A 25,976-nucleotide genomic window follows, 5' to 3' on the forward strand; every position below is an offset into this window, starting at 1 on the left:
AGAGGATGCATAATAACCGAAACGGAACAGCTAAATTCGGTTTTTGAGGTTTTACCGGAAGTTGATTTTGAAACTCAAATGATTGTATTTGTTTTTTATTCAAAGACAAGACATTGGAAAGATCGTTTTTGGGGAGTTAAACAAGAAGGCGACAATTTAATCGTCATAATAAAGGAAGAGCGTTATAAAAATTCTGTTAGCTCGAACCCTGACTGGGCTCAAACGGTAATTGGATTGGTTTTAGACAAACTGGACGTTAACAAGGTTACAGTGGAAATTATTAAATAGCAAAGGAACTGAAAAGGGAGACTCTTAATAAATAATAATAAATATATCTATCACTGTATTTTGTAAAACGCTTGACATCGCGTTTTGCGGTGGGTATAATAAAACAGCCTATGCAAATAGGTGAATTTTTGATATCGACAAAATAAAGTGAGGATATAGACTATGAAAAGAACTTATCAACCCAAGAAAAGACACAGAAGCAAAGTCCACGGTTTCCGTGCGAGAATGGCGACCAAAGGCGGAAGAAACGTCCTTGCGAGAAGACGTGCGAGAGGCAGAAAAGTTCTTTGCGCGTAAAGACGTAAATGCATAAGCAGAACAGGCTCCAAAGTTCCAGAAGTTTCGACTATATTTATAAGCACGGCGCCTCGTTTAAGGACGGGCTTCTCGTGCTGTTCGTCGTTAAAAGCAAGATCAAAGAGCCGAAGGTCGGATTCTCGGTCGGGAAAAAAGTCGGAGGCAGCGTCCGAAGAAACAAGACGAAACGCCGCTTGAAGAACGCCCTTTACAGGGTGTTTACCCGCGTCAAGAAAGGGAATAATTACGTCGTCGTCGCGCGCTCCGGAAGCGCGGACGCCTCGTTTAAAGCTCTTTTTGAATCCCTCGTTTCGCTGTTTACGCAAGCGGGATGCCTTTCCGAAAAAACGGAGGTAATCGATGAATAAAGCGGCCAAATCGCTTCTCGGTTTTTATAAATCGAGCATATCGTCCGCTCTTCCGAATCGCTGTATTTACACCCCGTCTTGCTCGTCCTACACCTATCAGGCGATCGAAAAGTACGGAATTTTTCGAGGCATTATCAAAGGTTTTCTGCGTATTTTGCGTTGCAATCCACTCGCCAAAGGCGGGTTCGATCCCGTCAAAGAGAATTATAGAGGAAAAGCCAAATGGTTACTGTAACTGCGTTTTTCGTTTCAAGCGCGCCCACGATCACGAACTGGATCGGAAAATTGATCTTTCTGATGTATAAAGGCATCGGAAATTTCGGTTGGACGGTCGTCTTGTTTACCGTCGCGCTGAAACTCATTTTGTCTCCTTTGGATATTTGGCAAAAGCGCACGACGATGAAAAACAATCGTGCGATGAAGCTCATCCAGCCCGAACTCGATAAACTCAAAAAGACCTATGCGTCCTCGCCGGACGTCCTCCAACAAAAGCAAATGGAGCTTTATAAGAAGCACGGCTATTCGATGACGGGCGGCTGTTTGCCCGCTCTTTTGACGCTTGTGATCTTCTTCGTCGTCTTCTCCGGGTTCAACGCCGCCGTTCGTTATGAAAACGAGACGATCGTCTATAACCTGACGACGGAGTATCAAGCCGCCGTCGCTGCGGATCCCGACATTTCGTCCGAGGAGCTCGACGCAAAAATGGTCGCGGCGTATAACAAAGAAAAGCAAAGCTGGCTTTGGATCAAGAACGTCTTTATGCCGGATACCTACGCGAACCCCGTCCCCACCGAGGAAAAATTCGTCGGCAGAGGTCTCGGTCAGATCAACGCGAAGCTTCCCGAAGAGACCAAGGGGCTGAATCTCAGACATTCGCGCTATAACGACGGATACGACGCCGTCTTAAAGCCCGCGATGGAATCTTACAACAAGAATAAGTTCTTCGATATGAAGCATTGGAACGGATATTTCATCCTGCCGATTTTGTCGATCGCGCTTTCGATCCTCTCGGTCAAGTTGAGCAAGCAGAATCAACCGATCGCGCCTCAGCAGACGGATGCGAGCGGCAACCCCGATAAAGCGGGGCAGGGGATGATGAAAGCGATGAACTGGTTGATGCCCGCGATGATGGGCGTGTTCGCGCTGTTTTATTCTTCCGCGTTCTGTATCTATATGGTTATGAACTCTTTGATCACGGTCGCTTTCAACGCCGTTTGGAACGTGATCCAAAAGAGGGCGGACGCGGCGGAAGAAGATCGCCGTTTGCAGGCTACGTTCAAGAGATAATTTAATTTAGGCGGCGCGCGCCGCCCGGAGGATATATGATTACTATTGAAAAGAAAGCGGAAAGCGTGGAGGAAGCCGTAAAACAGGGTCTGATCCAGCTCGGAATGGATGAAAGTCAGGTGGATGTCGAAGTCGTCTCCGAAGGCGGAAACGGCGAAGAGGCGATCGTCCGTCTCTCCACGAAATGGTCGGAAGAGGACGGCGTTCTCGATTTCGTCTGCGGGCTTTTGGACAGAATGGATCTCGATTGCTCGCTCGACGTCGAGCCCATCGAATCGGGATACCGCGTAACGATCAGCGGAGAAGACGCTTCTTTCGTGATCGGTCACAGGGGCGAAGTCTTGGACGCGATCCAATATCTCGCGCAGATCGCGATGAACCGCGACAAAGACAGCTACACGAAAGTCGCCGTCGACGCGGAGAATTACAGAGTCAGGCGCGAAACGACGCTCCGCGCTCTTGCGAAACGCCTTGCGGATAAAGCCGTTCGCAATCGTCAGAGAGTCGAGCTCGAACCGATGAATCCTCACGACAGAAAGATCGTCCACGAGACGCTCGCCGATAACGACGACGTCGTTACGTTCTCGACCGGCGTCGAGCCCAATCGCTTCGTTACGATCGATCCGAAGGAGCCGGAAAAGACGTTCGGGACGCAAAGTTCCTTCCGTAAGTACGGAATCAAGACGAGAAGTTTCGGCGCGAAAAGAAGAGGTTTCTAAAATGGACACCATCGCGGCAATTTCGACCCCCGTCGGGGAAGGCGCGATCGGCATCGTCAGAATTTCCGGAGAGCAGGCTTTACCGCTTGCGCTCCGATTTTTTCATTCTCCCCGCATAAAGTCGATCGAAGACGTCGTCCCGAACGATCTCCGCTTGGGGCTTTTTTCGGACGGCGCGATTCAAGAAAAGTGCATGATGGTGTACTTTCGCGCGCCGCATTCTTACACGGGGGAAGATATGGTGGAGTTTCACGTTCACGGCGGCTCGTTCTTGGTCAAAAAGGTGCTGAGCGCGCTTCTCGGAGCGGGCGCGAAAATGGCTGTCCCGGGAGAATTTACGAAGCGCGCGTTTTACGCCGGCAAACTGACGCTGGACGAAGCGGAAGGGGTCTCGGCGATGATTGGCGCGGAGAGCGAGGCGGAGCTGCGCGGCGCGTACTCTTTGATGAGCGGCCGTTTCGACGGGCGCATCGCGGCGCTTGCGGACGAACTCACGAAGACGCTTTCCACGATGGAAGCTTTTTTGGATTATCCCGAAGAAATGGCGGACGAAGCGGACGACGCGCGGGAGCGCGCCCTCGCCGTTCGCGAGAAAATGAAATCCCTTCTTTCCTCGTTTAAGGAAGGGAAACTCGTCAAAGGCGGGGTCACGGTCGCGATCGTCGGAAAGACGAACGTCGGCAAATCCTCTCTTTTGAACGCGATCGTCGGTCACGCCCGCGCGATCGTGACGGACGTCCACGGGACGACGCGCGATATTATCGACGAAACGATGATCCATAAGGGCGTCAAACTTCGCTTTTTGGACACGGCGGGGCTGCGCGAAACGCAGGATCTTGTCGAGCATATCGGCATCGAGCGTTCTCTCGCCGCGGCGCGCGGCGCGGACGTCGTCCTGTACGTCGCGGAAGCAAACGCTGCGACAGATGAAGAGGAGCTTGCGCTGATCCGCAGTTTCTCCAAAAAGGTGATTTCGGTCAGCAATAAGGTGGACGTGTACGGCGTCTCGGAGCAGGGACTGAACGTCAGCGCGAAGACGGGCGAAGGAGTCTCCGTTCTTTTGGATGAGATCGTTCGCGCCGCGATCGGCGATTTCCGCGCGGAAGACGCTTTGACGGAAGAGCGTCACGCGGATTGCCTGCGCCGCGCGTTGAAAGCGCTGGAAGACGCGCTTGCTTCTTGGGAAATGGCGAATGCGGAATGCGTGCTTTTGGACCTTCGGGAATCGATCGGCGCGCTTTCGGAAATATCGGGAAAAGGGGCGACGGAGAGCGTCATAAACGACGTGTTCAGCCGCTTTTGTGTGGGAAAATGAAATACGACGCGATCGTGGTCGGAGCGGGGCATGCGGGCGTGGAAGCCGCGCTTGCGCTCGCCAGACTCGGAAACAAAACTTTAATCGTTACGTTGTCGAAGAAATCGGTTTCGCATATGGCGTGCAATCCGAACGTGGGCGGCACGGGCAAAGGGCATCTCGTTCGCGAGGTGGACGCGCTCGGCGGGCAAATGGGATTGAACGCGGATTCTTCGCTGCTTCAAATCAAAATGCTGAATAAGAATAAAGGCGCGGCGGTGCAGAGCTTGCGCGGGCAGACGGATAAAGAGATCTACCACGAGAATATGCTCAAAACCCTGCTTTCTCAGCCCAATCTGACCTTGCTCGAAGGCGAATGCGAGGATATCCTCGTCGAAGACGGAAAAATCGCGGGCGCGGTCGTAAGCGGGGAGAAGATCGAATCGACCGTCGTCGTCCTCTGCACGGGGGTCTATCTTTCTTCGCGGACGATTACGGGCGAAGAGATCCACGAAGCGGGTCCCTACGGCTTCGAAAACGCGAAAAAGCTTTCCGCGGCTCTCGTCGAAAAGGGGCTTCCGATCCGTCGCTTCAAGACGGGTACGCCCGCGCGCGTGTACGCGGACAGTATAGATTATTCGGTGATGGAAAGAGAAGACGGGGATTACGATATCAACTGCTTTTCTTTTTTGACCAAGGGGAAACTGCTGGAACAGGTCCCTTGCTATTTGACCTACACGAACGCCGAAACGCATCGGATCATCCGCGAGAATATCCATCGCGCGCCGCTTTATAACGGGACGATCCACGGCGTCGGACCGAGATATTGCCCGTCTATCGAGGACAAAATCATGCGCTTCGCGGATAAAGAGCGTCACCAGATCTTTATCGAGCCCGAAGTCAAGGACGGGGAACTTATGTACGTGCAGGGAATGAGCAGTTCGCTTCCGAAAGACGTGCAGGAGCAAATGTATCGGAGCGTCAAAGGACTGGAAAACGTCCGTTTCGCGCGCTATGCGTACGCGATAGAATACGATTGCATCGACCCCTTAGCTTTGACGCCCGCCCTCGAAGTCAAGACCATCAAAAACCTTTTTTCCGCCGGACAGTTCAACGGAAGCAGCGGCTATGAAGAAGCGGCGGCGCAAGGAATCATGGCGGGAATCAACGCCGCGAGAAGACTGAAAGACCTTCCGCCCGTCGTCCTCGGGCGCGATAAGGCGTATATCGGAGTTTTGATCGACGATCTCGTGACGAAAGGCACGAACGAACCCTATCGCATGATGACCGCGCGCGCCGAGTACCGCCTTTCGCTCAGGCAGGATAACGCGGATAAACGTCTGACTCCGCTCGGGCGCGAGATCGGACTCGTTTCGGACGAAAGATGGGAGAGTTTCCTCGAACGAAACGAAAAGAAGGATGCGATCTCCGAGGCGTTTAAGGCAAAAGTCCCGATGAAAGAAGTCGCGGCGCTCTTCGCGGAAAAAGGAGAATCGTCCCCCGTCGGAATGACGATCGAAGATATGCTCAAACGCTCGTTTATTTCCGCGCGCGATATTTTGCGCTTCCTGCCGGAGAATCTTCGCGACGAAGACCTCGCGGAAGAGGTTGCCGTGGACGTCAAGTACGGCGGTTATCTCGTCAAGGAAGCGGCGCACCGCGATGAAATGCGGAAAATGGAAGAAAAGAAATTGCCCGAAGGAATAAACTATCTTTCGATGGGGAATCTTCGCATCGAAGCGCGCCAAAAGCTCGACAAGATCCGTCCGATGACGCTCGGGCAGGCTTCTCGCATCAGCGGCGTCAGTCCCGCGGATATCGCGGTTTTGATCACGTACCTTGTAAAAGGGAACCAATAGCGGCGGTTTTTTATGTTAAAAGATATTTTGGGAAAAATGAAGATCGAGATCGGGGAAAGAGAGGAAAGGCTCTTCGATCTTTACTACGCCAATTTGATCTCTTGGAACGAGAAGTTCAATTTGACCGCGGTCACCGAGCGAAACGAAGTGGACGTCAAGCATTTTGCGGATAGTCTCGCGGCGCTCGACCTTTTCCCGAAAGACGCGCGTCTCGTGGACGTAGGAAGCGGCGCGGGATTTCCCGCGATCCCTTTGAAGATCGTTCGCGACGATCTCGATATAACGATGCTGGACGCTTTGAATAAAAGGGTCACGTTTTTGAAGGACACGCTCGCGGTTTTGGAACTTCCCGGAACGGCGCTGCACCTTCGCGCGGAAGAAGCGGCGTACACGTCGATGCGCGAGAGCTTCGATGCGGCGACGGCGCGCGCGGTCGCGAAGATCAAAATTTTGGCGCAGTATCTTTTGCCTCTTTTAAAAGTAGGGGGTAGGGCGGTTCTCTATAAGGGCGGCGACGTAGAAGCCGAACTCAAAGAAGCCGAAGGCGCGATCAAAGCGCTCGGCGGCGTCGTAACCAAAGCCGAGCGGCGCGATTTCGAAGGGTTCGGCAGAACGATCGTCGTCATCGATAAAGTCTTTTCCACTCCGAATTGTTATCCGAGAAGAAAGATCAAATAAAAGTCTTTTCGGTTCGTCCGCCCCTCCGCTCGGGGCGGAAATTTTTTTCTTTACGGTTTTTTGTAATGCGTGATATAATAAAATTACCATCGAAAGGAGTGGAATCTATGAAGACGATGAAAAAAGTTTTTTTGGTAGTGACGTTCTTGGTCGCGTTCGTTTGTTTGTTCGTTTTGGTCGGATGCGACGACGTGAATATCGATAAGGACGGAAACGACGAAACCGTCGGTATTCGGATCGAAGGCGCCGCCGATTTTACCGAATCCGGTCGGCTGATCGCTAAAACGACGTTTACTTCCGAATCGGAGATCGCTTCCACGATCGAAACCGCTTCGGGCGGAATGGTGACGGCGAATATGCTTTCCGACAGCGTCGTCGTGCAGGATAGCGCGATTTATAAAATCGAATTGACGGGGATCCCGAGCGGGACCGACGCGCGCGCCTATCTCGAACGCGTAAAAAGAGAGTACGCGGCGTCGCTCGGGAGTTGGACGGCTTTCCCCAATTCTCCCGCTTTTTACTCGACTCAAAACGGGAAAGACGTCGTCGTTTTTCTCGATTCTTCGGTCGATAATGCCGAAATCGACGTCTACGTTCTGTACTTTGAATCGGGGGCGGTCAGCGCGATCGCGGCGAGGTTCGACGATCAGAGCGGAAACGGCGGCTCGGGCGAAAACGGTTCTTCGAGCGGTGGCAACGGTCAGCAAGGCAACGGAAGCGTAATCGTTGACGGGAGCGGTAAGACGAACCAAGGCGGCAACGAGGGCGGCGGTGAAAACGGCGGTGAAAACGGCGGCGAAAACGGCGGCGAAGACGATCCGAACGGCGAAGGCGACGAAAACGGGAAAGACGATCAACCGCCCGCATACGTTCGCTACACGATTGTTGACGTGGACAAAGAGGGAAATCAATCTAACTATATGTCCGATACCGTATCGTACGGTGCGGAGTTCGCTTTCGATTGGTGTGATTACGTGGTATTCCGCGACGCGGAATTCAAGGAGGAGATCGACCCCAATGAAAAGATCGAGATGACGAGCGATCTGACGGTCTATCGCAGAGATAATTGCGACAAAGTCCCCGTCTTCGTCAACATTCATTTCGTCGTCAACGGGATAGAAAGGACGGATATCGTCGGTTTTCGGACCTTTTTTAGGGGTCAGATCGTGACCTCGTCCAATCTCGGCGGCAAAGAGTATGAGTACTATCGAGGCGCCAATGGCGAAAAAATGTTCGCCTCGGGGCTGGACGTGATCCGCGAGGAAGACGATAAGCTCAATATTTACGGTTACCGTGAGGATCCTTTGTATCACAAGGTGACCTTCAAAATCGGGGGAAAGGAGCTCGGGAGCGGTTTGGCGTACGAAGGCACCATATTCGGGCGCTACTCCGCGATCGATTATCTCGGCGGGGCGACGCAGTATGAGATCTTGGACGATCCGATCAACGTTGTAACCGACGGAGCGGGCGACTTCATCGTCAGCATTAACGATTACAGAGTCTATCATTATTTCCCCATCACCGTGCATTGCTGTTACGAAGGGGATGTAAAATACAGTTACGTCGATTACACCGGATCGGACGGCGAAGAGGTCGAGATCAGCAAAGAGATGAATTTGTACACCGACGCCGGATGCAAGTCCCGCTTCGTTGGTTACATTACAAGCGCCGCTACTTTCTATTCTCCCATCACGGTTGATCTGTCATAAAGAAGATCGTATTCCGTTTTTTTTGCAATAAACGAAAAGGCGACGGTTTCCCCGTCGTTTTTTTTCTGAATTCGGTCAAAAGTTTTTGGGTTTGATCTCGGAAGGTTTTCTTTTCTTGTCTTTACAGTTTCTTCAAAAAAAACTTTGACAAGGTCCTGTTTATGTGATAATATTATATAGCATTTCCGAGATTGGCATGGAGAAGTACCCAAGAGGCTCAAGGGGCTCCCCTGCTAAGGGAGTAGTACGTGTGAAGCGTAGCGAGGGTTCGAATCCCTCCTTCTCCGCCAGTTGGGAAAAGCTCGCTCTTAACGGAGAGATTCGAACGAGAGCGTTAAGAAAACAACAAGGGGTTTTGTTGTTTTCAGCGATTGACCGAAGGAATGCGAAAAGCATATAATTAAGAACGATCGTTTGCTTTGAGCATTGCGAGAACGAGATCCCTCCTTCTCCGCCAAATGAGGCACGCACGAAACTCGGCAGGTAGGATTCGAAAAATATGGATAATATCGGGGTGTAGCGCAGTTGGTACGCAATCGTGAGGTTACCTCGGTTAAACGCTTATAAGAAACGGTTCGCGTTTCTCAATAAGCGACTGCGGCGTGTTCCCTTCGGTCATATGCGCGCAGCGCGCTCCCAACCTAAATAAAAAGCGGTATCTGGGAGCGTAAAAGAAAAACTGAATAAACTATATCGGGGTGTAGCGCAGTTGGTAGCGCGCATGGTTCGGGACCATGAGGCCGGAAGTTCAAGTCTTCTCACTCCGACCAAATCTATTGCAGTGATTGATACGAAAGTCAGTCACTGCAATAGTTTTTTTATGCTCGAAAACGCCCCTGTCGCAAATATCGTTTCAAGGACAAGGGTGCTTCTGCCAAACGCTCTTCTGCGGTAGGCGTTTCTGTTACGCCTGAATACCGCTTTCCCGGCAATTTGCCGACGATAGGTGGGTTCATCGTTTCATACCGTTTCATAAAGAAAAAGCCTGGAAATACTGACTTTTCAGTACTTTCGGGCTATCGTTCTATTAAACCATTCATAGAGTTTTGGTGATCTCTTTTCCGTTCTTGAAAGCGAATACGGGCCGTTCGTCGGCGCAGACCGTGACGTGGTCGACTACGCTGTTCCAGAGGTTCTCCGTGAACTCGAGTTCTTCGGTATGCCCCGTGCAGAGGATGGCGGTGAACCGCCTGATCTCCTCGGACTCGGCGAAGCGTATCTTCTTCGTTTCGGAGAGGGCGTCGAGTTTCTCTTTCGCTGCCTCGAACTGCTTTTCCAAACGGGCGAATTTGCTTTGGTACTCAGCCTGGTCGAGCGCGGTGACGGCGTTCTCGGCTATCATCCGTTCGATACGTACGGAGAGCGTCTCCTTTTCATCACTGAGGGCGTCGCATTCCGCGCCTATGTCGGAGAAGTCGGCAAGCGCGTCCGACATGAAGATGCAGTCCTCAAGCAGGGCGTCGCTCTCGGCGAAGAGTTTACCGACTGCCCGAAGAAACAGTTTCACGATCTCCTCTTCGGTAAGGTGGGGCGTTTTGTAGCGTCGTTCACCTTTGTACTTGCCGTTACACTGCCAGATGGTACGGCGGTACTTGTCGGTGCTGTGCCATACCTTGCTGCCGTAGAAGTCTCCGCAATCCCCTCAGACCAGCTTTGCCGAGAACGGGCTGAGGCTGTTGTGATGCTTGCTTTTCGCTTTCCACTTCGCCATCTCGCCCTGGACCATTTCCCATTCGCCCCTGTCGATGATCGCTGGGTGGCTGTTCTTCACGTAGTACTGAGGGACTTCGCCTTCGTTGAGTTTCATCTTCTTCTGTAAGAAGTCTACGGTGAATTTCTTCTGAGAGGAGCGCGTCGCCCTTGTATTTCTCGTTCGTAAGGATGCTCTCCACCGTGGACGTCTACCAGACCGTCTTTCCGCGGGGTGTGGGAACGCCCATCTTCATCAGTCGTTTCGTGATGGCGTTGAGCGTTTTGCCTTCCATGAAGAGTTTGTAGATCAGGCTGACGGTCTATTCTTAAAAGTCCCTTTAGGGCAAAAACTTGACAAAAAAATGCTCTATAGAGGGTTTTATGAAACGACCGGCATTGACCGTCAGCCGGGGATCTAAGGTTCGTCTTTCAGCCGTAATCCGTAAACGAAGCTGCCTTTTTCCGTTTTCCGGCGTGTGAACCCAACGAGGTCTATCGCGGCGTAAAAGTCGGTGGTGGAGCGTGTGTGTTCGTCGGTCCTGGTGCAGTAGGCGCGATACGCGGAATACAGATCGCCGGACTTTCGCTGAAGCGGTCGTCGAAATCGCAACGCTCTCCAAGGAATTTATCCAGCTAGTCGCTGTTCTCCCTGTAGAGCGCCGTGGCTTCTTTCACGCATTTCGGCTGGACGGTACGGAAGTTGTCCGCGATGACCTTCTCCGCACCCTCTATCATCCAGGCGAGGACGGCGGGACCTGCATTCTCGAAGATGTGGTCGGCGTAGTTCTTGACGTCGCCGTTGCCTTCTATCTTCGCGTTGAAAGGGACCACGATGAGACGTCGCAAGGTGCCGGGGTCGTTCGCGCCTACTTTCGGCATATGGTTCGTGTAGAGGACGAGCGTGTGGCAGGGCGTGAACGCGAACGGGTCTTTGTACTTCTTCTCCGCGAAGATCTGATCCGTGGAGCAGAACTGTTTGACTACCGAGGTGTTCAGTCTCATGCCTTCCTCCAGTTCGGCCGCTATCAGCAGACGCTTGCCTTTCGTCTCGGCGAGTTCCGGCTTGACGTTCCGCTTGTATCCGACCGCCAGCGCGTCCGCCGATATGTTTCCGCTGTAGGAGCCGAAGGCACGGGACAGTATGTTCCAGAAGGTCGATTTGCCGTTTCTGCCGTCGCCGTGGGCGATGATGAGCGCCTCGACGTAGACGTGACCGATGACGGCAAGCTCGGCCATGTGTTGCACGTAATCCTCGAGTTCGGTATCTCCGCAGAAGAAGGTATGCAGAGCGTTTTCCCACAGGTCTCTGCCTTTTTCACCGGGAGCTACAGCAGTGCATTTGGTGACGTAGTCTTCCGCTCTGTGTAGAAGTTCGGCTCCAGTCCGTAAGTCGACGGTGCAGTCGGGCGTGTTCAGCAGAAAGTCGTCCGTGTCTCCGTCTGGGATGACGATTTCCTGCGGCAGTTCCCATGGGTCTTGATAGGTCAGTTTCATTTCGGTTCCTTTTCGCCCGAAACGGAAAAGAGCCGGAACGCATTACGACCACAGATAAAAGAGCCTGATCACGGAAATAGGGCGCAGTTATCCAGGGGTACCCCCGTTCCCGTCCTTGCGGATGGTGAATAGGTATGTATCCCGACCCTATACGTAATCAGGCTTTCGATATTATGTTTTATATTTGAGCGGAGCAGACGCTCCGGTACTCACGAGAAACAGACGCCTCTACAGGTAGCTCACGGGAAAGGCGAAATTGAACTCCCTCAGCCGAAAAAAAGACCCTTCATAGGTAGTTCACGGGAAGGGCAAAAATTAAGCCCCTTTTTGCGAAAAATATTTTTGCCCTCACAGGTAGTTCACGAAAAAGGAGAAATTAAACCCCCTCTAGGCGAAAAAGGCAAAAAAACAACTGCTCTCGACTTTTTGCCGAAAGCAGTCCAAAACGGCGACGCGATTATTAGTTGTTATTAGCAGTTGTTAGTAATAAAACACAATAAATATAGATAAAAGGACTTGATTTATTCATCTTGTTGTGCTATAATATTGTGATAGATATGGAGGTATCAAAATGCAAGAAGAAAAATGGGTTTCTATGGAAGATCTCTGCAAACATCTTGGATGTAGCCGTGATACAATAAAGAAGATGATAAAACAACAAGGGCTTCCTTCTTACAAGATAGACAGAAAATGGAAGTTTAAAATTAGCGAAGTTGACTCGTGGATGCGCGATAATAACAGGGTTATACTCGCAGAACACGAGGTGAAAGATTAATGGCAAAAAAACCTTTTACGTATATTTCCTTGTTTAGTTGTGCAGGCGTCGGCTGCTATGGCTTTAAGCAAGCAGGATTTCAATGTGTAGCAACAAACGAATTATCTCCTCGCCGTATTGCTGTTCAAAAGTATAATCATAAATGTGATAGGGGCGAAGGATATATTTGTGGCGACATTACGCTTGATCGCACAAAGCAATTAATTTTTGATGAGATTAAATGGTGGAAAGAGAATAAGCATGTTTCTGAAATTGATGTCGTAATTGCCACTCCTCCGTGTCAAGGGATGTCTATATTCAATCACAAGAAAAATGATCGAGATATCGAACGTAATTCATTGGTCATTGAATCCCTAAAACTTGTAAAAGAAATTCAGCCAAAGTTTTTTGTGTTTGAAAATGTCCCGGCATTTATGGATACCGAATGTATTGTTGACGGTGATCAGCGATGCAGCATAGGTGATGCTCATCAACTTCTTCTGGCCGATGACTATTTCTATTACGCTGATACTATCAATTTTAAATATTATGGTTCCAACTCGAGCAGAACAAGGACGCTTGTTATTGGTGTTCGTAAAAACCTGGTTCAGTATATTTCACCAATTGAGCTTTTCCCCAATAGAAAAGAAGAACACACATTAAGAGAAGTTATAGGCGATTTGCCTTCATTATCAAAAATGGGCGAAATATCCGATTCGGACATCTACCATTCTTTCCGAGCCTATCCTAAATATATGAGAGATTGGATTACGGGATTAAATGAAGGGGAATCTGCATTTGACAATGCTGACCCCGTAAAGCGCCCATATAAGATAGGAAAAGATGGTAGCATTATTCAAAATGTTAACAAGACTCGCGATAAATACAAACGTCAAGTTTGGGAGAAGACAGCTCTTTCTGTTCACACGCGCAATGATCAGTTAGCAAGTCAAAACACAATACACCCTTCTGATGATAGAGTATTCAGCATTAGAGAATTAATGAGAATGATGACCATTCCGGACGATTTTGAATGGTCAGATTTGTCGTGCGCTGTATTGTCAGCCTTGCCTATAGAGAAAAAAAGAGCGTTCTTAAAGAAAGAAGAAACTAACATTCGGCAGTGTATAGGAGAAGCAGTGCCAACTGCCATATTTAGAAGTATAGCCGAAAACATCCGGGCGTTTTTATCCGTCAAGCATTATTCTGATGGTCATATTCGCACAATAATTAAGAACAATTCTTTAAATAATGTAGACATATTGCTTGAATATATCAAAAATAGAGGCGTGGTAGGTTGTCAAAGCGAAGAGCTGTCTGTGTCGACTTTATCAAGAGTAGCCGAATTGTCAAATAATGCTCGAGTAGAGAATGCTGCGTATTATACTGGCAAAGATACTTTGACAGAGGTTTTTCAACACCTTCCCAATTTTGAAAAAGATGACATTCGCATTTTAGAGCCTGCGGTAGGTTCTGGTAATTTCATTCCGTTTCTTATCAAAAAATATGCGTACGCCAAAACCGTTACAATCGATGTAATGGATACTGACGAGGATGCACTTAAAATATTTAATGCCCTCCTTCAGCTCCAAGTTGTTCCACGAAATGTGTCTATCAATGTAATTCAAGACGACTATATAACCCATGATTTCAGCGGTTTGCATTACGACTTAATCATTGGCAACCCGCCATATCTCAAGCTTTCAACAAAATCATCGAATTTGGGAAACTATCGGAAACTGCTAAATGACGATAGTGGCAATAATCTTGCGGGTTTCTTTATTAGTAAGAGTTTGAATATGGGTGACTATGTAGCATTAATTCTGCCAAAAAACATCCTTTGCAACGCTGAATATCAGATTACCCGGACAAGAATAGCAAACAAGAGAATTGTAGCTTTGATAGACTTTGGCGAAACAGGTTTTAGGGGGGTTCATATCGAAACCATTTTTATGGTCATAAACACCCTAAGCCATCCTGGGAAACTATTAGTTAAATCGATTCCTCGAAAAGAACAATTACAGCAAAAGCAGCGGTATATTACGGACAAAAAATTACCCAATTGGGTTATATACCGTAACGATTTATTTGATAGTGTATTGCAGAACAAAAGGTTTTCGGTTTTCTCTGCCTTTAGAGATCGTCAAATCACAAATGGTTCCGCTTCTGAATGTGATGGAATATGGGTGATTCGATCAAGGAACATCCCAAGAGACGGCAAAACCATTCTGCACATAGACGGATATGATATGTATATAAAGCAAGAAGAGGTTAAGGATCAGGAGGTAATTAAGTTTCTTGATAGAGATGATGTCTATTTGGTGCCAAATATGACCTATTATCCGAGGATGATCAAGAAGCCTCGTGGGATTTTGACAAATGGATCTGTTGCTATTCTCATTCCAAACGAATGTGTAATTGTTAGCGAGTCGGATGTTGAATATATTGCAAGCGCAGAATTTGAAGAATTCTATAGGATAGCGCGAAATCACGCAACAAGATCGTTGAATATTGACAACGTATCTGTCAAATATTTCTGCGTTAGCAAATGAAATGTAGTCGCTGGTTGCATTATAACCCGCGACTACATTTTTTGAATATTTGAAAAATATAAAAGAATAATGCCGAAATATATTGACAATTAAAATTTTGCGCTGTAAAATTAATACAAATCAACGCACGGAGGATAATAATATGGCAGAAACTAAACGCGAAAGATTTGTAAGGATTGTAGAAAACAGGACGAACAAGATTCTTGATATGCTTCGTCTGTTAGCAAACTGTGCAAACAAATCGAATTATGATTATAATGATGAGGATATTAAACAAATTTTTTCAGCCATCGATAAAGAGGTTAAGGCTGCAAGGAACGCTTTTTTAGGTATTGACTCAAAAGAGGAGCGGTTTTCTCTCAAAGAAAAGGAATAAGGGGATAAAGATATGGACAACAAATCTCTTGCCATAGCCTTGGCAGCTTGCGAAAAAGAGGAAGAAATCATTTGTCTTCTTAAAGCAGAGGGCCTTTGGGATGATCCTACTCGATGGAGAAACTTTGGAGACAATGAAAACAACTGGTCAACTATTGGTAATCAGCAAAGCGATGCTGATGCTGCCTTAGTTGAAAAAATAGTTAACTCTGTAGATGCATTGCTCATGAAAGAGTGCATGGTACGAGGCATTTCTCCTTCTTCGGACAAAGCACCTCGAAGCATCGCCGATGCATTGGAGAATTTTTTTGAAATCAAAGGTGGAAAAATTCAAAATTTGACCGAAACACAAAGAACAAGTCTCGCTCAAAAAAACATCATATTAGCTGCTACCGGGGAAAAGGATAGCCCTGATATTGTAATAGTTGATCGAGGCGAGGGACAAACGCCCCGGAAAATGCCTGATACCATATTGAGCATTAACAAGTCAAACAAGCTTAAAGTTCCGTTTGTCCAAGGAAAGTTCAATATGGGAGGAACAGGTGCTCTTTCTTTCTGTGGCAATGAGAATTTTCAATTGATAATCAGTAAACGCTGCCCTGACATCAAGGAAGATGATGATACTCATGATTTGTGGGGCTTCACAATTGTTCGGAGAGAGAGACCATATGCAGGAACAGGACTTCGCAGTTCAAAATTCACATATTTAGTTGGGACCGATCAAAACGTATTGAGCTTTGCAAGTGACCCGTTACCGATTATTCCTACGTCAGAAGGCAAAATGGATGACATGGAATATGGTATGTTCTGTAAAATGTTTGAATACAATTTGCCGAGCAGAATGAAAACGAACATCAACATGGGTCTATATGCACGGCTTTCTATGCTATTGCCAAATCTGGCATATCCCGTTTATTTGGACGAATGCAGGGATTACAGGGCTCATACATTACATCGTACACTGTCTGGTTTGAATGTGCGCTTAAGTGATCAGTTTGGCCAGGAAGATAGCAGTATTGAAGAAAAAGTGCCGGTTAGTTTTGCCATTAACGGTCAAAAAGTGGATGCTGTGGTCTATGTTTTTAAATCCAAAACGAGGAGTGGAACCAAACTGGATATGTCCCAATATCGAGGGACAGAGGGTGTCCTCATAACTCAAAATGGGCAAACACACGGCAATTACGATAAAAAATTCTATAACAGAACTTCCGTTGGATTGAGCTATCTGTCTGAATACCTCCTCACAATTGTTGATTGCTCCGGCATTGATGAGGCCACCCGTGAAGAGCTATTTATGAATTCGCGCGACAGAACGCGTAGTAGTAGTTTTGCAAATAAGCTTGAGTCTGATTTGGAAGAATTTTTGAAAGAGAACGAAACACTAAAGCAAATTCAGGCTAAACGTAGAGAAGAAGCGATTAGCGATAAACTTGACGATGAAAAGCCTTTAGAGGATGTCCTCTCCAGCGTGTTTAGAAGTAGTTCTGTCCTTTCAAAGCTGTTTATTTTGGGCGAAAAGTTAAAAAATCCAATCAATTTGGGACCTGCAGCCGAAGCAGATGCTTTCGAGGGAAAGTATAATCCCACTTTTTTCACTATCATTCGCACAAAGAAAAACACAGAAGTCCCGTTTAAACGAGGGGCACAACTGGGTCGTAAATGTAGGATACGCTTTAAGACTGACGCGTGTAACGATTTCTTTACTCGGGAGAAATATCCCGGAACTTTTTCTCTTTCCAGGGATGGCGGTCCTTGTGAAGATCACTTTGTAAACCTTAGAGACGGTATTGCGGCTCTAAACTTTGAACTACCTGCCGACGCAAAAGAAGGCGATGAACACACCTACATTTTTACTGTAACTGACACAAATAATGACAATCAATTTGAGGAATCATTCGTTATCACAGTTGTTCCTGCTCAAGAAACAACTGGCGGTGGCGGTTCCAGAACTCCTCCAGATGATGGAGAGAAAGGTAAAAACACATTCACTCCTGCCGGGATCAGTCTGCCTAATGTAATAGAAGTTACCCGCGAAGAATGGGATAATCATAACTTTGACAGAGAATCGGCACTTGATATTGTACGAGCCGAAGACGATGTGTGGGATTTCTTTGTCAATATGGAGAATATTCATCTTGAGTCTGAGATAAAACCGATTGCAAAGAACGAAGCAAAGATGAAACTTCTAAAAGCGCGTTACAAGTACAGTATGGTCCTCATCGGGCTAAGCATCTTGGGATACGATAAGAACCATCCTAAAGACAAAGCCGAGCAGAAAGGTGAAGATGACATTCAACAAACCGTTCGACTTATGACAGCGATGGTTTCTCCGGTAATTCTCCCGATGATAGCTGTTATGGGCGATGATTTGGGTGAAATAATTGACTGAAGCTGTTAGATTCAAGTTGTATTGCTTAAAAAACGCGCCCTTTGAACCCCGAGTATTCATCGTATCAGATGCCGGGTTCAGTCACAAAAGGATCGCAAGATGAGCGATCCTTTTTTTGTATTTTAGCTTGTCTTGATGAAGGAAGATATAAGGAAAAGAATAAAGACATAAAAAACACGGCGCTGAAAGGCCGTGTTTTAAGAACTTTGAACAGTTGTCGATTCGATCGCGTCGGCTGCGTTACTTGCGATAGGTCGCCGGGCTGAACAAAACGATCAACGGGAAGATCTCCAATCTGCCGAACAGCATTTCGAGCGAAAGGACGATTTTGGAGAAAGAAGAATATCCCCCGAAGTTTGCCGCAGGACCGACGAGGTCGAAGCCGGGACCGATGTTGCTGATGCAGGAAAGAGACGCGGAGAAATTCGTCAGGAAGTTTCCGAAGCCTTCGATAGAGACGAGCAGGGTGCAGGCGATGAGGATCGCGACCCAGGTCACGAAGAATACGCGCACGCTGTTTATAATGCCGCTTTCGACGGGTGCGCCGTCGAGCTTGACCGTTATGATTTCGCGCGGATGCACCATTTTGCGAAGATCCGCCGCGGTGGATTTAACGAGGATCAAGATCCTTGACATTTTCATACCGCCCGCCGTGGAGCCCGCCATACCGCCCATCGTCATCAGGAAAAGCAGGATGACTTTCGAAAGGGTGGGCCAAGAATTATAGTCGATCGAAGAAAAGCCCGTCGTCGAAGACAAAGAGAGGACTTGGAAGGAAGAATGACGAAGCGCTTCGCCGAAGGAACGGATCGCCGTTTCCGCGGAAAGGTAGACGTTGACCGCGATCGCAAGCATACTGACGACGACGACCGAGACGTAGACGATCGCTTCCTCGCTCTTCAAGGCTTTTAGGACGTGACCGGTCAGGAGCAGGAAGTACAGATTGAAATTCAGAGAGAATAAGAACATAAACGTCGAAACGACGATCTCGATGTAAAGGCTGTTGTACGAAGCGATGCTCGCGTTGCGGACGCTGAATCCGCCCGTTCCCGCGTTTGCGATCGCGGTCGTGATCGCGTCGAAGATCGGCATTTTCCCGATCGCGAGGAAAGCGAATTCGATCAAGGTCAGCGCGATATAGATCCCGTACAGGATGCGCGCGGTGTGCCCCATCTTCGAGGTAAGTTTGCCGACGGAAGGTCCGGTCGCCTCGGCGCGGAAAACGTGCATCATTCCCGAATTGCTCTTCGGAAGGACGGCGAGAATGAAGACGAGGACGCCCATTCCTCCGATCCAGTTCGTAAAGGAGCGCCAGAAAAGGACGCTGTGCGGCAGGCTTTCGATGTCGGAAAGGACGGACGCGCCCGTCGTCGTAAAGCCCGAGATCGTCTCGAACAGGGCGTCCACGTAGTTCGGGATCGCTTTGGTCAAGACGAAAGGCATCGCGCCGACGAGGGACATCGCGAGCCAAGAAAAGGCGACGATCGCGAAGCCTTCTTTCGCATAGATATTGTTTTCCACGCCTTCGGTCTTCAAGAGGAAAGAGGGAACGGACAAAAGGAGTAAAACGGCGATCGGGATCGCGAATCCGAGGAAGGTGGATTCGCCGTAGATCGCGGCTACAATCAAAGGAAAGAGAAGCATAACGGCTTCCGCGATCAAGATCTTTCCGAGAGTTTTAACGACCGTTTTCCAGTTCATAATCAGCGTAAAATCTGTTTGAGTTCGGCGACTTGCTTTACGGCGGTGACGACGAGGACTTTATCTCCGAGAAGGAGAGCCGTGTCGCCCGAGGGGAGGATGAATTCGCCGCCGCGGACGATCCCGCAGAGAAGGACGTTCGCTTTGATCTTCAATTCTTTGATGGGAACGCCGATCTTCGGGAAATCTTCGCCGACGGTAAATTCGATGGCTTCGGCTTTGTCGTGGATGCGATAGAGCGCGTTGATGCCCGCGCCGTCTTCGACTTGGTGCGCGCGCACGAATCGGACCAAGTGATCCGCGATGACTTCGCGCGGGGAAAGGACGGTGTCCAGCCCGAGCTTCATGACCATTTTCGCAAGCGGGGTAGACGTGATCTTCGTGACGACTTTCGCGCCGCCGAGCGAGGTCGCGTAAAGGGAGACGACGGCGTTTTCTTCGTCCACGCCCGTCAAGGTGACGATGGCGTCCGCTTCGCGAATGCCTTCTTCATCAAGGACGGCGGTATCCGTCCCGTCCGCGCAAATGACGGTGGCGTGGGACAGCGCTTCGTCCAAATAGCGGCAACGGTCCTCGTTGATTTCGAGGATCTTGACTTTGACGCCGTTTTCGAGAAGTTCTTTCGCGAGATAGTAAGAGATATTTCCGCCGCCGACGATCATGACGGATTTCGCGCGTTGCTTGAAGATCTTCATCTTTTTCGAAAAATCGAGAAGTCCCGTTTCTTCCGCGGCGACGTGGACCAGATCGCCTTCTTCGATCACGAAGTCGCCTTTGGGGATCACGACTTTTCCCGCGCGGGAGACGACGGCGAATAAGAGCGCGCCGCCCGATTTTTTCGCCGCGTCCATAACGGTCAATCCCGCGATGGGGCTGTTCGGCGCGATGCGGAATTCCGTCAGCGCGACTTTTCCGGATTCAAAAGAATCCGTCGAAATGGCGGAAGGAAACTTTAAGATCTGGGCGATCTCCATCGCCGTCCTGTGTTCGGGGTTGAAGATCATATCGACGCCGAGCTCGGACGTCAAACTTTCGAGGGATTTTAAGTACTCGGGATCGCGCGCTCTCGCGACGACGTGTTTCGCGCCCATCTTTTTCGCGAGGACGGAAGAAAGGATATTGAGCTCGTCGCGCAAGGTGCAGGCGAAAAAGCAATCGGCTTTATCGACTTCCGCTTCTTCGAGAACGCTTCTGTCGAGACAGTTGCCGACGACGCCTTTCGCGTCCGACTTATTGACGAGGTCTTCGACCGTGGCAAAATCTTCGTCCACTACCGTTACGTCGTGATTTTCTTTAATAAGGCGGGTCGCGAGCGCTCCGCCGATCTTTCCGATACCAACGATGACGACTTTCATAATAGTTGTATTTTACAACAATTCCTTTTTCCTGTCAATTACAGCGAAGCAATGACTTGAACGGGCGGCGAAAACTCCGTCTTTTCGCCCGTCTTCCTTAATATACGCGCGCGCGTTCGAGCGCATAAAACAAAATTTTGAAAAATCGTTTGACAGTTCGTGGGAATCGTGGTACGATACACTTACAACAGAATAATCATTCAAAGGCTGTGACGAAGTCCGTCTTGATCGAAAACTTCTTTCAGAGATCCGGTGGTTGGTGCGAACCGGTAGAAACGATCGTAGATTATCCCTTCCGAGCCGAAACCCGAAAGCTTTGTCGTGCTCCACGTCGGCGGCAGTAAAAAGAGCGAGTAGGCGTTTCCGTGACGCTGCGTTAATGCTAAGGGATTGATAGATTCCGAAAAAGAGAGGCGAATTTCGGTTCGCAATTTGAGTGGTACCGCGGGATAACACCCGTCTCAAAGCAGATGTTTTGAGGCGGGTTTTTGTTTTTCCTCGAAACGGACGCGCTATCAGCGGTGCCGCAGCGCATGGATCGCTTAATAAAACGGGAAACCGATGCGCAAAACCAAAAGGAGGAAAAAAGTATGACTACCAACCAAAACCGAAGGCTTTCGGAGATCGCAGAGCGCATCAAGGAGCTTCGTGAGATTTTCGGTTATTCCGAAGAGGAAATGAGCGAAAAGACCGAAGTCACGATCGCCGAGTACTCGATGTACGAGCAGGGGCAGCTCGATTTCCCGTTTACCTTTCTTCACAAATGCGCCCTTGCGTTCGGGATCTCGATCACCGATCTTCTCGAAGGTCAAAGCGCCCACCTTTCGAGCTATACCGTAACGAGAAAAGGAATGGGAATGGAGACCGCGAAAGAGCCCGGCATCGACATCCAAAATCTCGCGCCGCTTTTCCGCAGCAAGATCGCCGAACCCTATTACGTCCGCTATGAGTACGACCCCTCTCTTCAAGAGCTTCCGATCCACCTGACGAAGCATTCCGGGCAGGAATTCGACTTCGTTATGAGCGGGAAACTCAAAGTGCAGGTCGGCGAGAACGTCGAGTACCTCGAAGAGGGCGACAGCATTTATTACAACAGTTCCACTCCGCACGGAATGATCGCCGTCGGCGGAAAGGATTGCGTCTTCCTCGCGGTCGTTCTCCCCGGCAAGGATCAGGAAGAGACCGTGATCCGCGACACGCTGAACCCGAATAAGACGGTGTCCGAGCCGGGCGTCGCTGCCGATTTCATCACCGTAAAAGAAGATGATCGCGGCTATCCGCTGTCGATCGATTTCCATAACGACGACGCGTTCAATTTCGCGTTCGACGTCGTGGATAAGATCGCGGATAAGGATCCGAATAAACTCGCGATGCTTCACGTCAGCCGCGATAAAGTCGAGCGCCGCCTGACCTTCCGCGATATGAAGAGGGCGTCCAACCGTTGCGTGAATTACTTCAAATCGCTCGGGATCAAGAGGGGTGATCGCGTCCTTCTCGTCCTGAAACGCCACTATCAATTCTGGTTTGCGATCCTCGCGCTTCATAAGCTCGGCGCGATCGCGATCCCCGCGACCTGCCAGCTTTTGTCTCACGATTTCGAGTATCGCTTCCAGGCGGCGGGCGTTTCCGCGATCGTCTGCACGGCGGACGGAGCCGTCGCGGAGCAAGTCGAGATCGCCGAAAAGACTTCGCCGACCTTGAAGATCAAAATGCTCGTCGGCGGCAGCCGCCCCGGTTGGCATGATTTCGACGAAGAATATCCGCTGTTCAGCACGCATTACGCGAGACCCAAGGACGCGCCCTGCGGCAACGATCCGATGCTGATGTTCTTCACTTCGGGGACGACCGGATATCCGAAGATCGCGGAGCATTCCTATAAGTACCCGCTCGGTCACTATATGACGGCGAAGTATTGGCACGGCGTCAGCGAAGGGGGATTGCATTTTACGATCTCCGACACCGGCTGGGGGAAGGCTCTTTGGGGCAAACTGTACGGGCAATGGCTTGCGGAAAGCGCGGTCTTTACTTACGATTTCGACCGCTTCGACGCGAGCGACATCCTGCCGATGTTCGCGAAGTATCATATCACGACGTTCTGCGCGCCGCCGACGATGCTCCGCATGATGATCAAACAAGACCTCTCGAAGTACGATTTTTCCTCGCTCCGTCATATGACGACGGCGGGCGAAGCTTTGAACCCCGAGGTCTACTATCAATTCGAAAAAGCGACGGGATTGCAGACGCACGAGGGCTTCGGTCAAACCGAGCTGACATTGATGATCGCGAACCTGATCGGCGCGCCGCATAAAGTCGGTTCGATGGGTCGCCCCGTCCCCGGTTACGACGTTACGATCCTTTCTCCCGACGGGACTCCCGTTCCGGACGGCGAGACGGGCGAGATCTGCGTAAAAGTTTCGGAAAAAGTGCCGCGCGGCTTGTTCCTCGGCTACTATCTGAACGAGGAAAAGACCAAAGAAGTCTTGCACGACGGCTACTATCACACGGGCGACACCGCTTGGCGCGACGAGGACGGTTTCTACTGGTACGTCGGCAGGGTGGACGACGTCATCAAATCGTCGGGCTACCGTATCGGGCCGTTTGAGATCGAGAGCGTCATCATGGAGCTTCCCTACGTCGTCGAATGCGGCGTTTCCGCCGCGCCGGACGAGGTCAGAGGGCAGGTCGTCAAAGCGAGCATCGTCCTGACGAAAGGCACCGAGCCGACCGATGAACTCAAAAAGGAAATTCAGGATTACGTTAAGAAGCACACCGCTCCTTATAAGTATCCGAGGATCGTCGTCTTCCGCGACGAACTTCCCAAAACGATCAGCGGGAAAATACAAAGAAATAAACTATAATTTTCCGGAGAGGTAAAATGGAAAAAACAGATTTGGACGGAAAGATCAAGGAGATGGCGGAAAGGATCCGCGAGCTGAGAGAGATCGAAGGGCTTTCGGTCTCCGATATGGCGGAGAAGACCGGCGTTTCCGAAGAAGAGTACGCGAAGTGCGAAAGAGGGGAAAGCGATTTGAACTTTACCTTCATCTATCGTTGCGCGAAAGCGTTCGGCGTCAACGTTACGGATATCATCGAGGGCTATTCTCCGATGCTGAATTCCTACACCGTAACGCGCGTCGGATCGGGGCAAAAGATCGCTCAGGCGCACGGGATGACCTACTATAACCTTGCGTATGCTTTCCAAAACAGGATCGCCGAGCCGCTTTTCGTAAAAAGCGTTTACGATGCGGATAAAGCCGCGAAGGGAGAGATCGAGCTCACTTCTCACGCCGGGCAGGAATGCGACGTCGTGATCGACGGCGCCCTGATGGTCCAAGTCGGCAGCCATACCGAGGTCCTCTACCCCGGCGACAGCATTTATTACGACAGCGGCACGCCGCACGGCATGATCGCGGTCGGCGGCAAGGACTGCACGTTTTACGCGATCGTCCTGAATCCGAGCGGTGAGCCCATTCCCGAGCTTACGCCCGTCAAAGCGATCGTGGACGAGAACGTCCAAAAGGGCGACGATAAGGATCGCGCCTATAAAAAGTTCATCGACGTCGTCGAGAACGAGCACGGAACGCCTACTTTCATTAAGTTTAAGAACACCGAAAACTTCAATTTCGCGTTCGATATCGTGGACGAGGTCGCGAAGCGCGAACCCAACAAGATGTGTATGCTCCACGTCTCGAAGGATATGACCGAAAGGCGCTTCACCTTCCTCGATATGAAAAAGGCGTCCAACCGTTGCGCGAACTATTTTAAGTCGCTCGGGATCAAGAAGGGAGATCGCGTCCTTCTCGTTATGAAGCGCCACTATCAATTCTGGTTCGCGATGCTCGGACTCAATAAGCTCGGCGCGATCGCGATCCCGGGAACCAACCAGCTTTTGGAACACGATTTCGAGTATCGCTTCAATTCGGCGGAGATCGAAACCGTGATCTGCACCGCGGACGGTGATACCGCGCACCAAGTCGATCTCGCCGCGCCCCGTTGCCCCTCTCTCAAAAACAAACTCATCGTAAACGGGACGAGGGAAGGTTGGCGCAATTTCGACGAGGAATATCCTCTGTACAGCACCCACTTCGAGCGCACGGAGTCTTCGCCGGGCGGCGACGACACGATGCTGATGTTCTTTACGTCGGGAACGTCGGGATATCCGAAGATCGCGAGACATAACTACAAATATGCGCTCGGTCATTTCCATACCGCGAAATATTGGCATAACGTCGATCCGGACGGCTTGCATTTTACGATCTCCGACACCGGTTGGGCAAAGGCGATGTGGGGCAAACTGTACGGGCAATGGCTTTGCGAAGCGGCGACCTTCGTTTACGACTTCGATCGCTTCGACGCGGCGACCATTCTTCCGATGTTCGCGAAGTATCATATCACGACGTTCTGCGCGCCGCCGACGATGCTTCGCATGATGATCAAGCAGGATATTTCGAAATACGATTTTTCTTCCGTCCGTCATATGACGACGGCGGGCGAAGCGCTGAACCCCGAGGTCTATCGCCAATTCGAGAAAGCGACGGGGCTTCAAATCCTCGAAGGTTTCGGCCAGTCCGAAAGCACGATGATCATCGGCAACCTCGTCGGCGCGCCGCATAAGATCGGATCGATGGGTAAGCCCGCTCCGATCTACGACGTCGCTTTGATGGATTCCGAAGGAAAGATCGTCGGCGACGGCGAGACGGGCGAGATCGTCATCAGCCTGAAAAACGGTTCGCCGATCGGTCTCTTTACCGAGTACTACCGCGATCCCGAAAAGACCAAGGAAGCGCGCCACGACGGTTATTACCACACGGGCGATCTCGCTTGGCGCGACGAAGACGGCTTCTACTGGTACGTCGGCAGAGCGGACGACGTCATCAAGTCGTCGGGTTACCGCATCGGACCGTTCGAGATCGAAAGCGTCATTATGGAGCTTCCCTACGTCTTGGAATGCGGCGTTTCCGCCGTTCCGGACGAGGTCAGAGGGCAGATCGTCAAAGCGAGCATCGTCCTGACGAAAGGGACCGAGCCGTCCGACGAACTCGTCAAGGAGATCCAAAATTACGTCAAGCAACATACCGCGCCGTATAAATATCCGAGGGTCGTCGTCTTCCGCGACGAACTCCCGAAGACGACGAGCGGAAAGATCCAAAGAAACAAACTTTGAT

The 25,976-nt window shown here is 50.0% G+C and carries 21 protein-coding genes, 2 tRNA genes, 1 pseudogene and 1 other annotated feature; of the genes and pseudogenes, 18 read left to right on the forward strand and 6 right to left on the reverse strand.

All coding sequences use genetic code 11. The features are described from left to right. From K5753_01785 to K5753_01840, 12 genes are all read left to right on the forward strand, one after another. On the forward strand, positions 1–288 hold a 288-nt coding region (locus tag K5753_01785), incomplete at its 5' end, for a hypothetical protein (protein MCR4725935.1). Between the two features lie 162 nt (positions 289–450). Beyond that, positions 451–585, forward strand: coding sequence for a 50S ribosomal protein L34 (gene rpmH, locus K5753_01790; protein ID MCR4725936.1), 135 nt, complete (start codon positions 451–453; stop codon positions 583–585). An 8-nt stretch (positions 586–593) separates the two neighbouring features. Beyond that, complete coding sequence (gene rnpA / locus K5753_01795; GenBank protein MCR4725937.1) at positions 594–953, forward strand: ribonuclease P protein component; 360 nt, start codon at positions 594–596, stop codon at positions 951–953. Further along, positions 946–1,188, forward strand: a complete 243-nt coding sequence (gene yidD / locus K5753_01800) for a membrane protein insertion efficiency factor YidD (GenBank protein ID MCR4725938.1) — start codon at positions 946–948, stop codon at positions 1,186–1,188. The genes rnpA and yidD overlap by 8 nt, the downstream gene beginning before the upstream one ends. Further along, positions 1,176–2,240, forward strand: coding sequence for a YidC/Oxa1 family membrane protein insertase (locus tag K5753_01805; GenBank protein MCR4725939.1), 1,065 nt, complete (start codon positions 1,176–1,178; stop codon positions 2,238–2,240). Before yidD ends, K5753_01805 begins: the two co-directional genes overlap by 13 nt. Before the next feature lie 35 nt (positions 2,241–2,275). Next, the gene (locus K5753_01810) at positions 2,276–2,959 is read left to right on the forward strand and encodes a protein jag (protein MCR4725940.1); all 684 of its coding nucleotides are present in this window, start codon (positions 2,276–2,278) and stop codon (positions 2,957–2,959) included. Position 2,960: 1 nt separating this feature from the next. Next, positions 2,961–4,274 carry a tRNA uridine-5-carboxymethylaminomethyl(34) synthesis GTPase MnmE gene (gene mnmE, locus K5753_01815; protein MCR4725941.1) on the forward strand — a complete coding sequence of 438 codons (1,314 nt, stop codon included), beginning with the start codon at positions 2,961–2,963 and terminating at the stop codon, positions 4,272–4,274. Further along, on the forward strand, positions 4,271–6,112 hold the full coding sequence (mnmG, locus tag K5753_01820) for a tRNA uridine-5-carboxymethylaminomethyl(34) synthesis enzyme MnmG (protein MCR4725942.1): 1,842 nt from the start codon (positions 4,271–4,273) through the stop codon (positions 6,110–6,112). Before mnmE ends, mnmG begins: the two co-directional genes overlap by 4 nt. 12 nt (positions 6,113–6,124) lie before the next feature. Next, the gene (gene rsmG / locus K5753_01825; GenBank protein MCR4725943.1) at positions 6,125–6,790 is read left to right on the forward strand and encodes a 16S rRNA (guanine(527)-N(7))-methyltransferase RsmG; all 666 of its coding nucleotides are present in this window, start codon (positions 6,125–6,127) and stop codon (positions 6,788–6,790) included. A 107-nt stretch (positions 6,791–6,897) separates the two neighbouring features. Further along, positions 6,898–8,499: a hypothetical protein gene (locus K5753_01830; GenBank protein MCR4725944.1), complete on the forward strand. Its 1,602-nt coding sequence runs from the start codon at positions 6,898–6,900 to the stop codon at positions 8,497–8,499. Between the two features lie 198 nt (positions 8,500–8,697). Next, positions 8,698–8,789 (forward strand) — tRNA-Ser (locus K5753_01835). Between the two features lie 404 nt (positions 8,790–9,193). Next, positions 9,194–9,269 (forward strand) — tRNA-Pro (locus tag K5753_01840). A gap of 266 nt (positions 9,270–9,535) precedes the next feature. Here K5753_01840 and K5753_01845 read toward each other — a convergent pair. The 4 genes and pseudogenes from K5753_01845 to K5753_01860 all read right to left on the reverse strand — a co-directional run bounded on the left by K5753_01845 (position 9,536) and on the right by K5753_01860 (position 11,685). After that, complete coding sequence (locus K5753_01845) at positions 9,536–10,006, reverse strand: hypothetical protein (protein MCR4725945.1); 471 nt, start codon at positions 10,004–10,006, stop codon at positions 9,536–9,538. 135 nt (positions 10,007–10,141) lie between these two features. After that, positions 10,142–10,306: a recombinase family protein gene (locus tag K5753_01850; protein ID MCR4725946.1), complete on the reverse strand. Its 165-nt coding sequence runs from the start codon at positions 10,304–10,306 to the stop codon at positions 10,142–10,144. A 94-nt stretch (positions 10,307–10,400) separates the two neighbouring features. Then, complete coding sequence (locus K5753_01855; protein ID MCR4725947.1) at positions 10,401–10,484, reverse strand: hypothetical protein; 84 nt, start codon at positions 10,482–10,484, stop codon at positions 10,401–10,403. Between the two features lie 122 nt (positions 10,485–10,606). After that, positions 10,607–11,685, reverse strand: a pseudogene (locus K5753_01860) (DUF5906 domain-containing protein). Between the two features lie 571 nt (positions 11,686–12,256). On the opposite strand from K5753_01860, the gene K5753_01865 reads away from it, so the two are divergent. From K5753_01865 to K5753_01880, 4 genes are all read left to right on the forward strand, one after another. Next, a complete protein-coding gene (locus K5753_01865) occupies positions 12,257–12,460 on the forward strand; it encodes a helix-turn-helix domain-containing protein (GenBank protein ID MCR4725948.1) in 204 nt (67 codons plus the stop codon). Continuing rightward, complete coding sequence (locus tag K5753_01870) at positions 12,460–14,991, forward strand: DNA cytosine methyltransferase (GenBank protein MCR4725949.1); 2,532 nt, start codon at positions 12,460–12,462, stop codon at positions 14,989–14,991. The genes K5753_01865 and K5753_01870 overlap by 1 nt, the downstream gene beginning before the upstream one ends. A gap of 142 nt (positions 14,992–15,133) precedes the next feature. After that, the gene (locus K5753_01875; protein ID MCR4725950.1) at positions 15,134–15,367 is read left to right on the forward strand and encodes a hypothetical protein; all 234 of its coding nucleotides are present in this window, start codon (positions 15,134–15,136) and stop codon (positions 15,365–15,367) included. A 12-nt stretch (positions 15,368–15,379) separates the two neighbouring features. Continuing rightward, positions 15,380–17,755 (forward strand): hypothetical protein, encoded by a 2,376-nt coding sequence (locus K5753_01880; protein MCR4725951.1) that lies wholly within the window; start codon positions 15,380–15,382, stop codon positions 17,753–17,755. A gap of 240 nt (positions 17,756–17,995) precedes the next feature. On the opposite strand, the gene K5753_01885 is transcribed toward K5753_01880, so the two are convergent. Together K5753_01885 and trkA are read right to left on the reverse strand one after the other, a co-directional pair. Next, positions 17,996–19,456 (reverse strand): TrkH family potassium uptake protein, encoded by a 1,461-nt coding sequence (locus K5753_01885; GenBank protein MCR4725952.1) that lies wholly within the window; start codon positions 19,454–19,456, stop codon positions 17,996–17,998. Positions 19,457–19,458: 2 nt separating this feature from the next. After that, positions 19,459–20,811 carry a Trk system potassium transporter TrkA gene (gene trkA / locus K5753_01890; GenBank protein MCR4725953.1) on the reverse strand — a complete coding sequence of 451 codons (1,353 nt, stop codon included), beginning with the start codon at positions 20,809–20,811 and terminating at the stop codon, positions 19,459–19,461. Positions 20,812–21,011: 200 nt separating this feature from the next. Further along, positions 21,012–21,278: a binding site (T-box leader), on the forward strand. Between the two features lie 123 nt (positions 21,279–21,401). Between trkA and K5753_01895 the strand changes: the two genes are divergently transcribed. Continuing rightward, positions 21,402–23,669, forward strand: coding sequence for an AMP-binding protein (locus tag K5753_01895; protein MCR4725954.1), 2,268 nt, complete (start codon positions 21,402–21,404; stop codon positions 23,667–23,669). Positions 23,670–23,686: 17 nt separating this feature from the next. After that, on the forward strand, positions 23,687–25,975 hold the full coding sequence (locus tag K5753_01900) for an AMP-binding protein (protein MCR4725955.1): 2,289 nt from the start codon (positions 23,687–23,689) through the stop codon (positions 25,973–25,975). Position 25,976: the final 1 nt, after the last annotated feature.

Source organism: Clostridia bacterium, from assembly GCA_024685775.1.
Classification (GTDB): Bacteria; Bacillota; Clostridia; order Christensenellales; family CAG-1252; genus CAG-1252.

What these genes read in the sequence shown, in the direction of transcription:
- K5753_01850 (MCR4725946.1), bottom strand. Translation starts at nt 10,306, where the DNA reads ATGAAACTCAACGAAGGCGAAGTCCCTCAGTACTACGTGAAGAACAGC.
- mnmG (MCR4725942.1), top strand. Translation starts at nt 4,271, where the DNA reads ATGAAATACGACGCGATCGTGGTCGGAGCGGGGCATGCGGGCGTGGAA.
- rsmG (MCR4725943.1), top strand. Translation starts at nt 6,125, where the DNA reads ATGTTAAAAGATATTTTGGGAAAAATGAAGATCGAGATCGGGGAAAGA.
- K5753_01810 (MCR4725940.1), top strand. Translation starts at nt 2,276, where the DNA reads ATGATTACTATTGAAAAGAAAGCGGAAAGCGTGGAGGAAGCCGTAAAA.
- K5753_01885 (MCR4725952.1), bottom strand. Translation starts at nt 19,456, where the DNA reads ATGAACTGGAAAACGGTCGTTAAAACTCTCGGAAAGATCTTGATCGCG.
- K5753_01855 (MCR4725947.1), bottom strand. Translation starts at nt 10,484, where the DNA reads ATGGAAGGCAAAACGCTCAACGCCATCACGAAACGACTGATGAAGATG.
- K5753_01880 (MCR4725951.1), top strand. Translation starts at nt 15,380, where the DNA reads ATGGACAACAAATCTCTTGCCATAGCCTTGGCAGCTTGCGAAAAAGAG.
- K5753_01865 (MCR4725948.1), top strand. Translation starts at nt 12,257, where the DNA reads ATGCAAGAAGAAAAATGGGTTTCTATGGAAGATCTCTGCAAACATCTT.
- yidD (MCR4725938.1), top strand. Translation starts at nt 946, where the DNA reads ATGAATAAAGCGGCCAAATCGCTTCTCGGTTTTTATAAATCGAGCATA.
- K5753_01875 (MCR4725950.1), top strand. Translation starts at nt 15,134, where the DNA reads ATGGCAGAAACTAAACGCGAAAGATTTGTAAGGATTGTAGAAAACAGG.
- rnpA (MCR4725937.1), top strand. Translation starts at nt 594, where the DNA reads ATGCATAAGCAGAACAGGCTCCAAAGTTCCAGAAGTTTCGACTATATT.
- K5753_01830 (MCR4725944.1), top strand. Translation starts at nt 6,898, where the DNA reads ATGAAGACGATGAAAAAAGTTTTTTTGGTAGTGACGTTCTTGGTCGCG.
- rpmH (MCR4725936.1), top strand. Translation starts at nt 451, where the DNA reads ATGAAAAGAACTTATCAACCCAAGAAAAGACACAGAAGCAAAGTCCAC.
- trkA (MCR4725953.1), bottom strand. Translation starts at nt 20,811, where the DNA reads ATGAAAGTCGTCATCGTTGGTATCGGAAAGATCGGCGGAGCGCTCGCG.
- K5753_01895 (MCR4725954.1), top strand. Translation starts at nt 21,402, where the DNA reads ATGACTACCAACCAAAACCGAAGGCTTTCGGAGATCGCAGAGCGCATC.
- K5753_01870 (MCR4725949.1), top strand. Translation starts at nt 12,460, where the DNA reads ATGGCAAAAAAACCTTTTACGTATATTTCCTTGTTTAGTTGTGCAGGC.
- mnmE (MCR4725941.1), top strand. Translation starts at nt 2,961, where the DNA reads ATGGACACCATCGCGGCAATTTCGACCCCCGTCGGGGAAGGCGCGATC.
- K5753_01900 (MCR4725955.1), top strand. Translation starts at nt 23,687, where the DNA reads ATGGAAAAAACAGATTTGGACGGAAAGATCAAGGAGATGGCGGAAAGG.
- K5753_01805 (MCR4725939.1), top strand. Translation starts at nt 1,176, where the DNA reads ATGGTTACTGTAACTGCGTTTTTCGTTTCAAGCGCGCCCACGATCACG.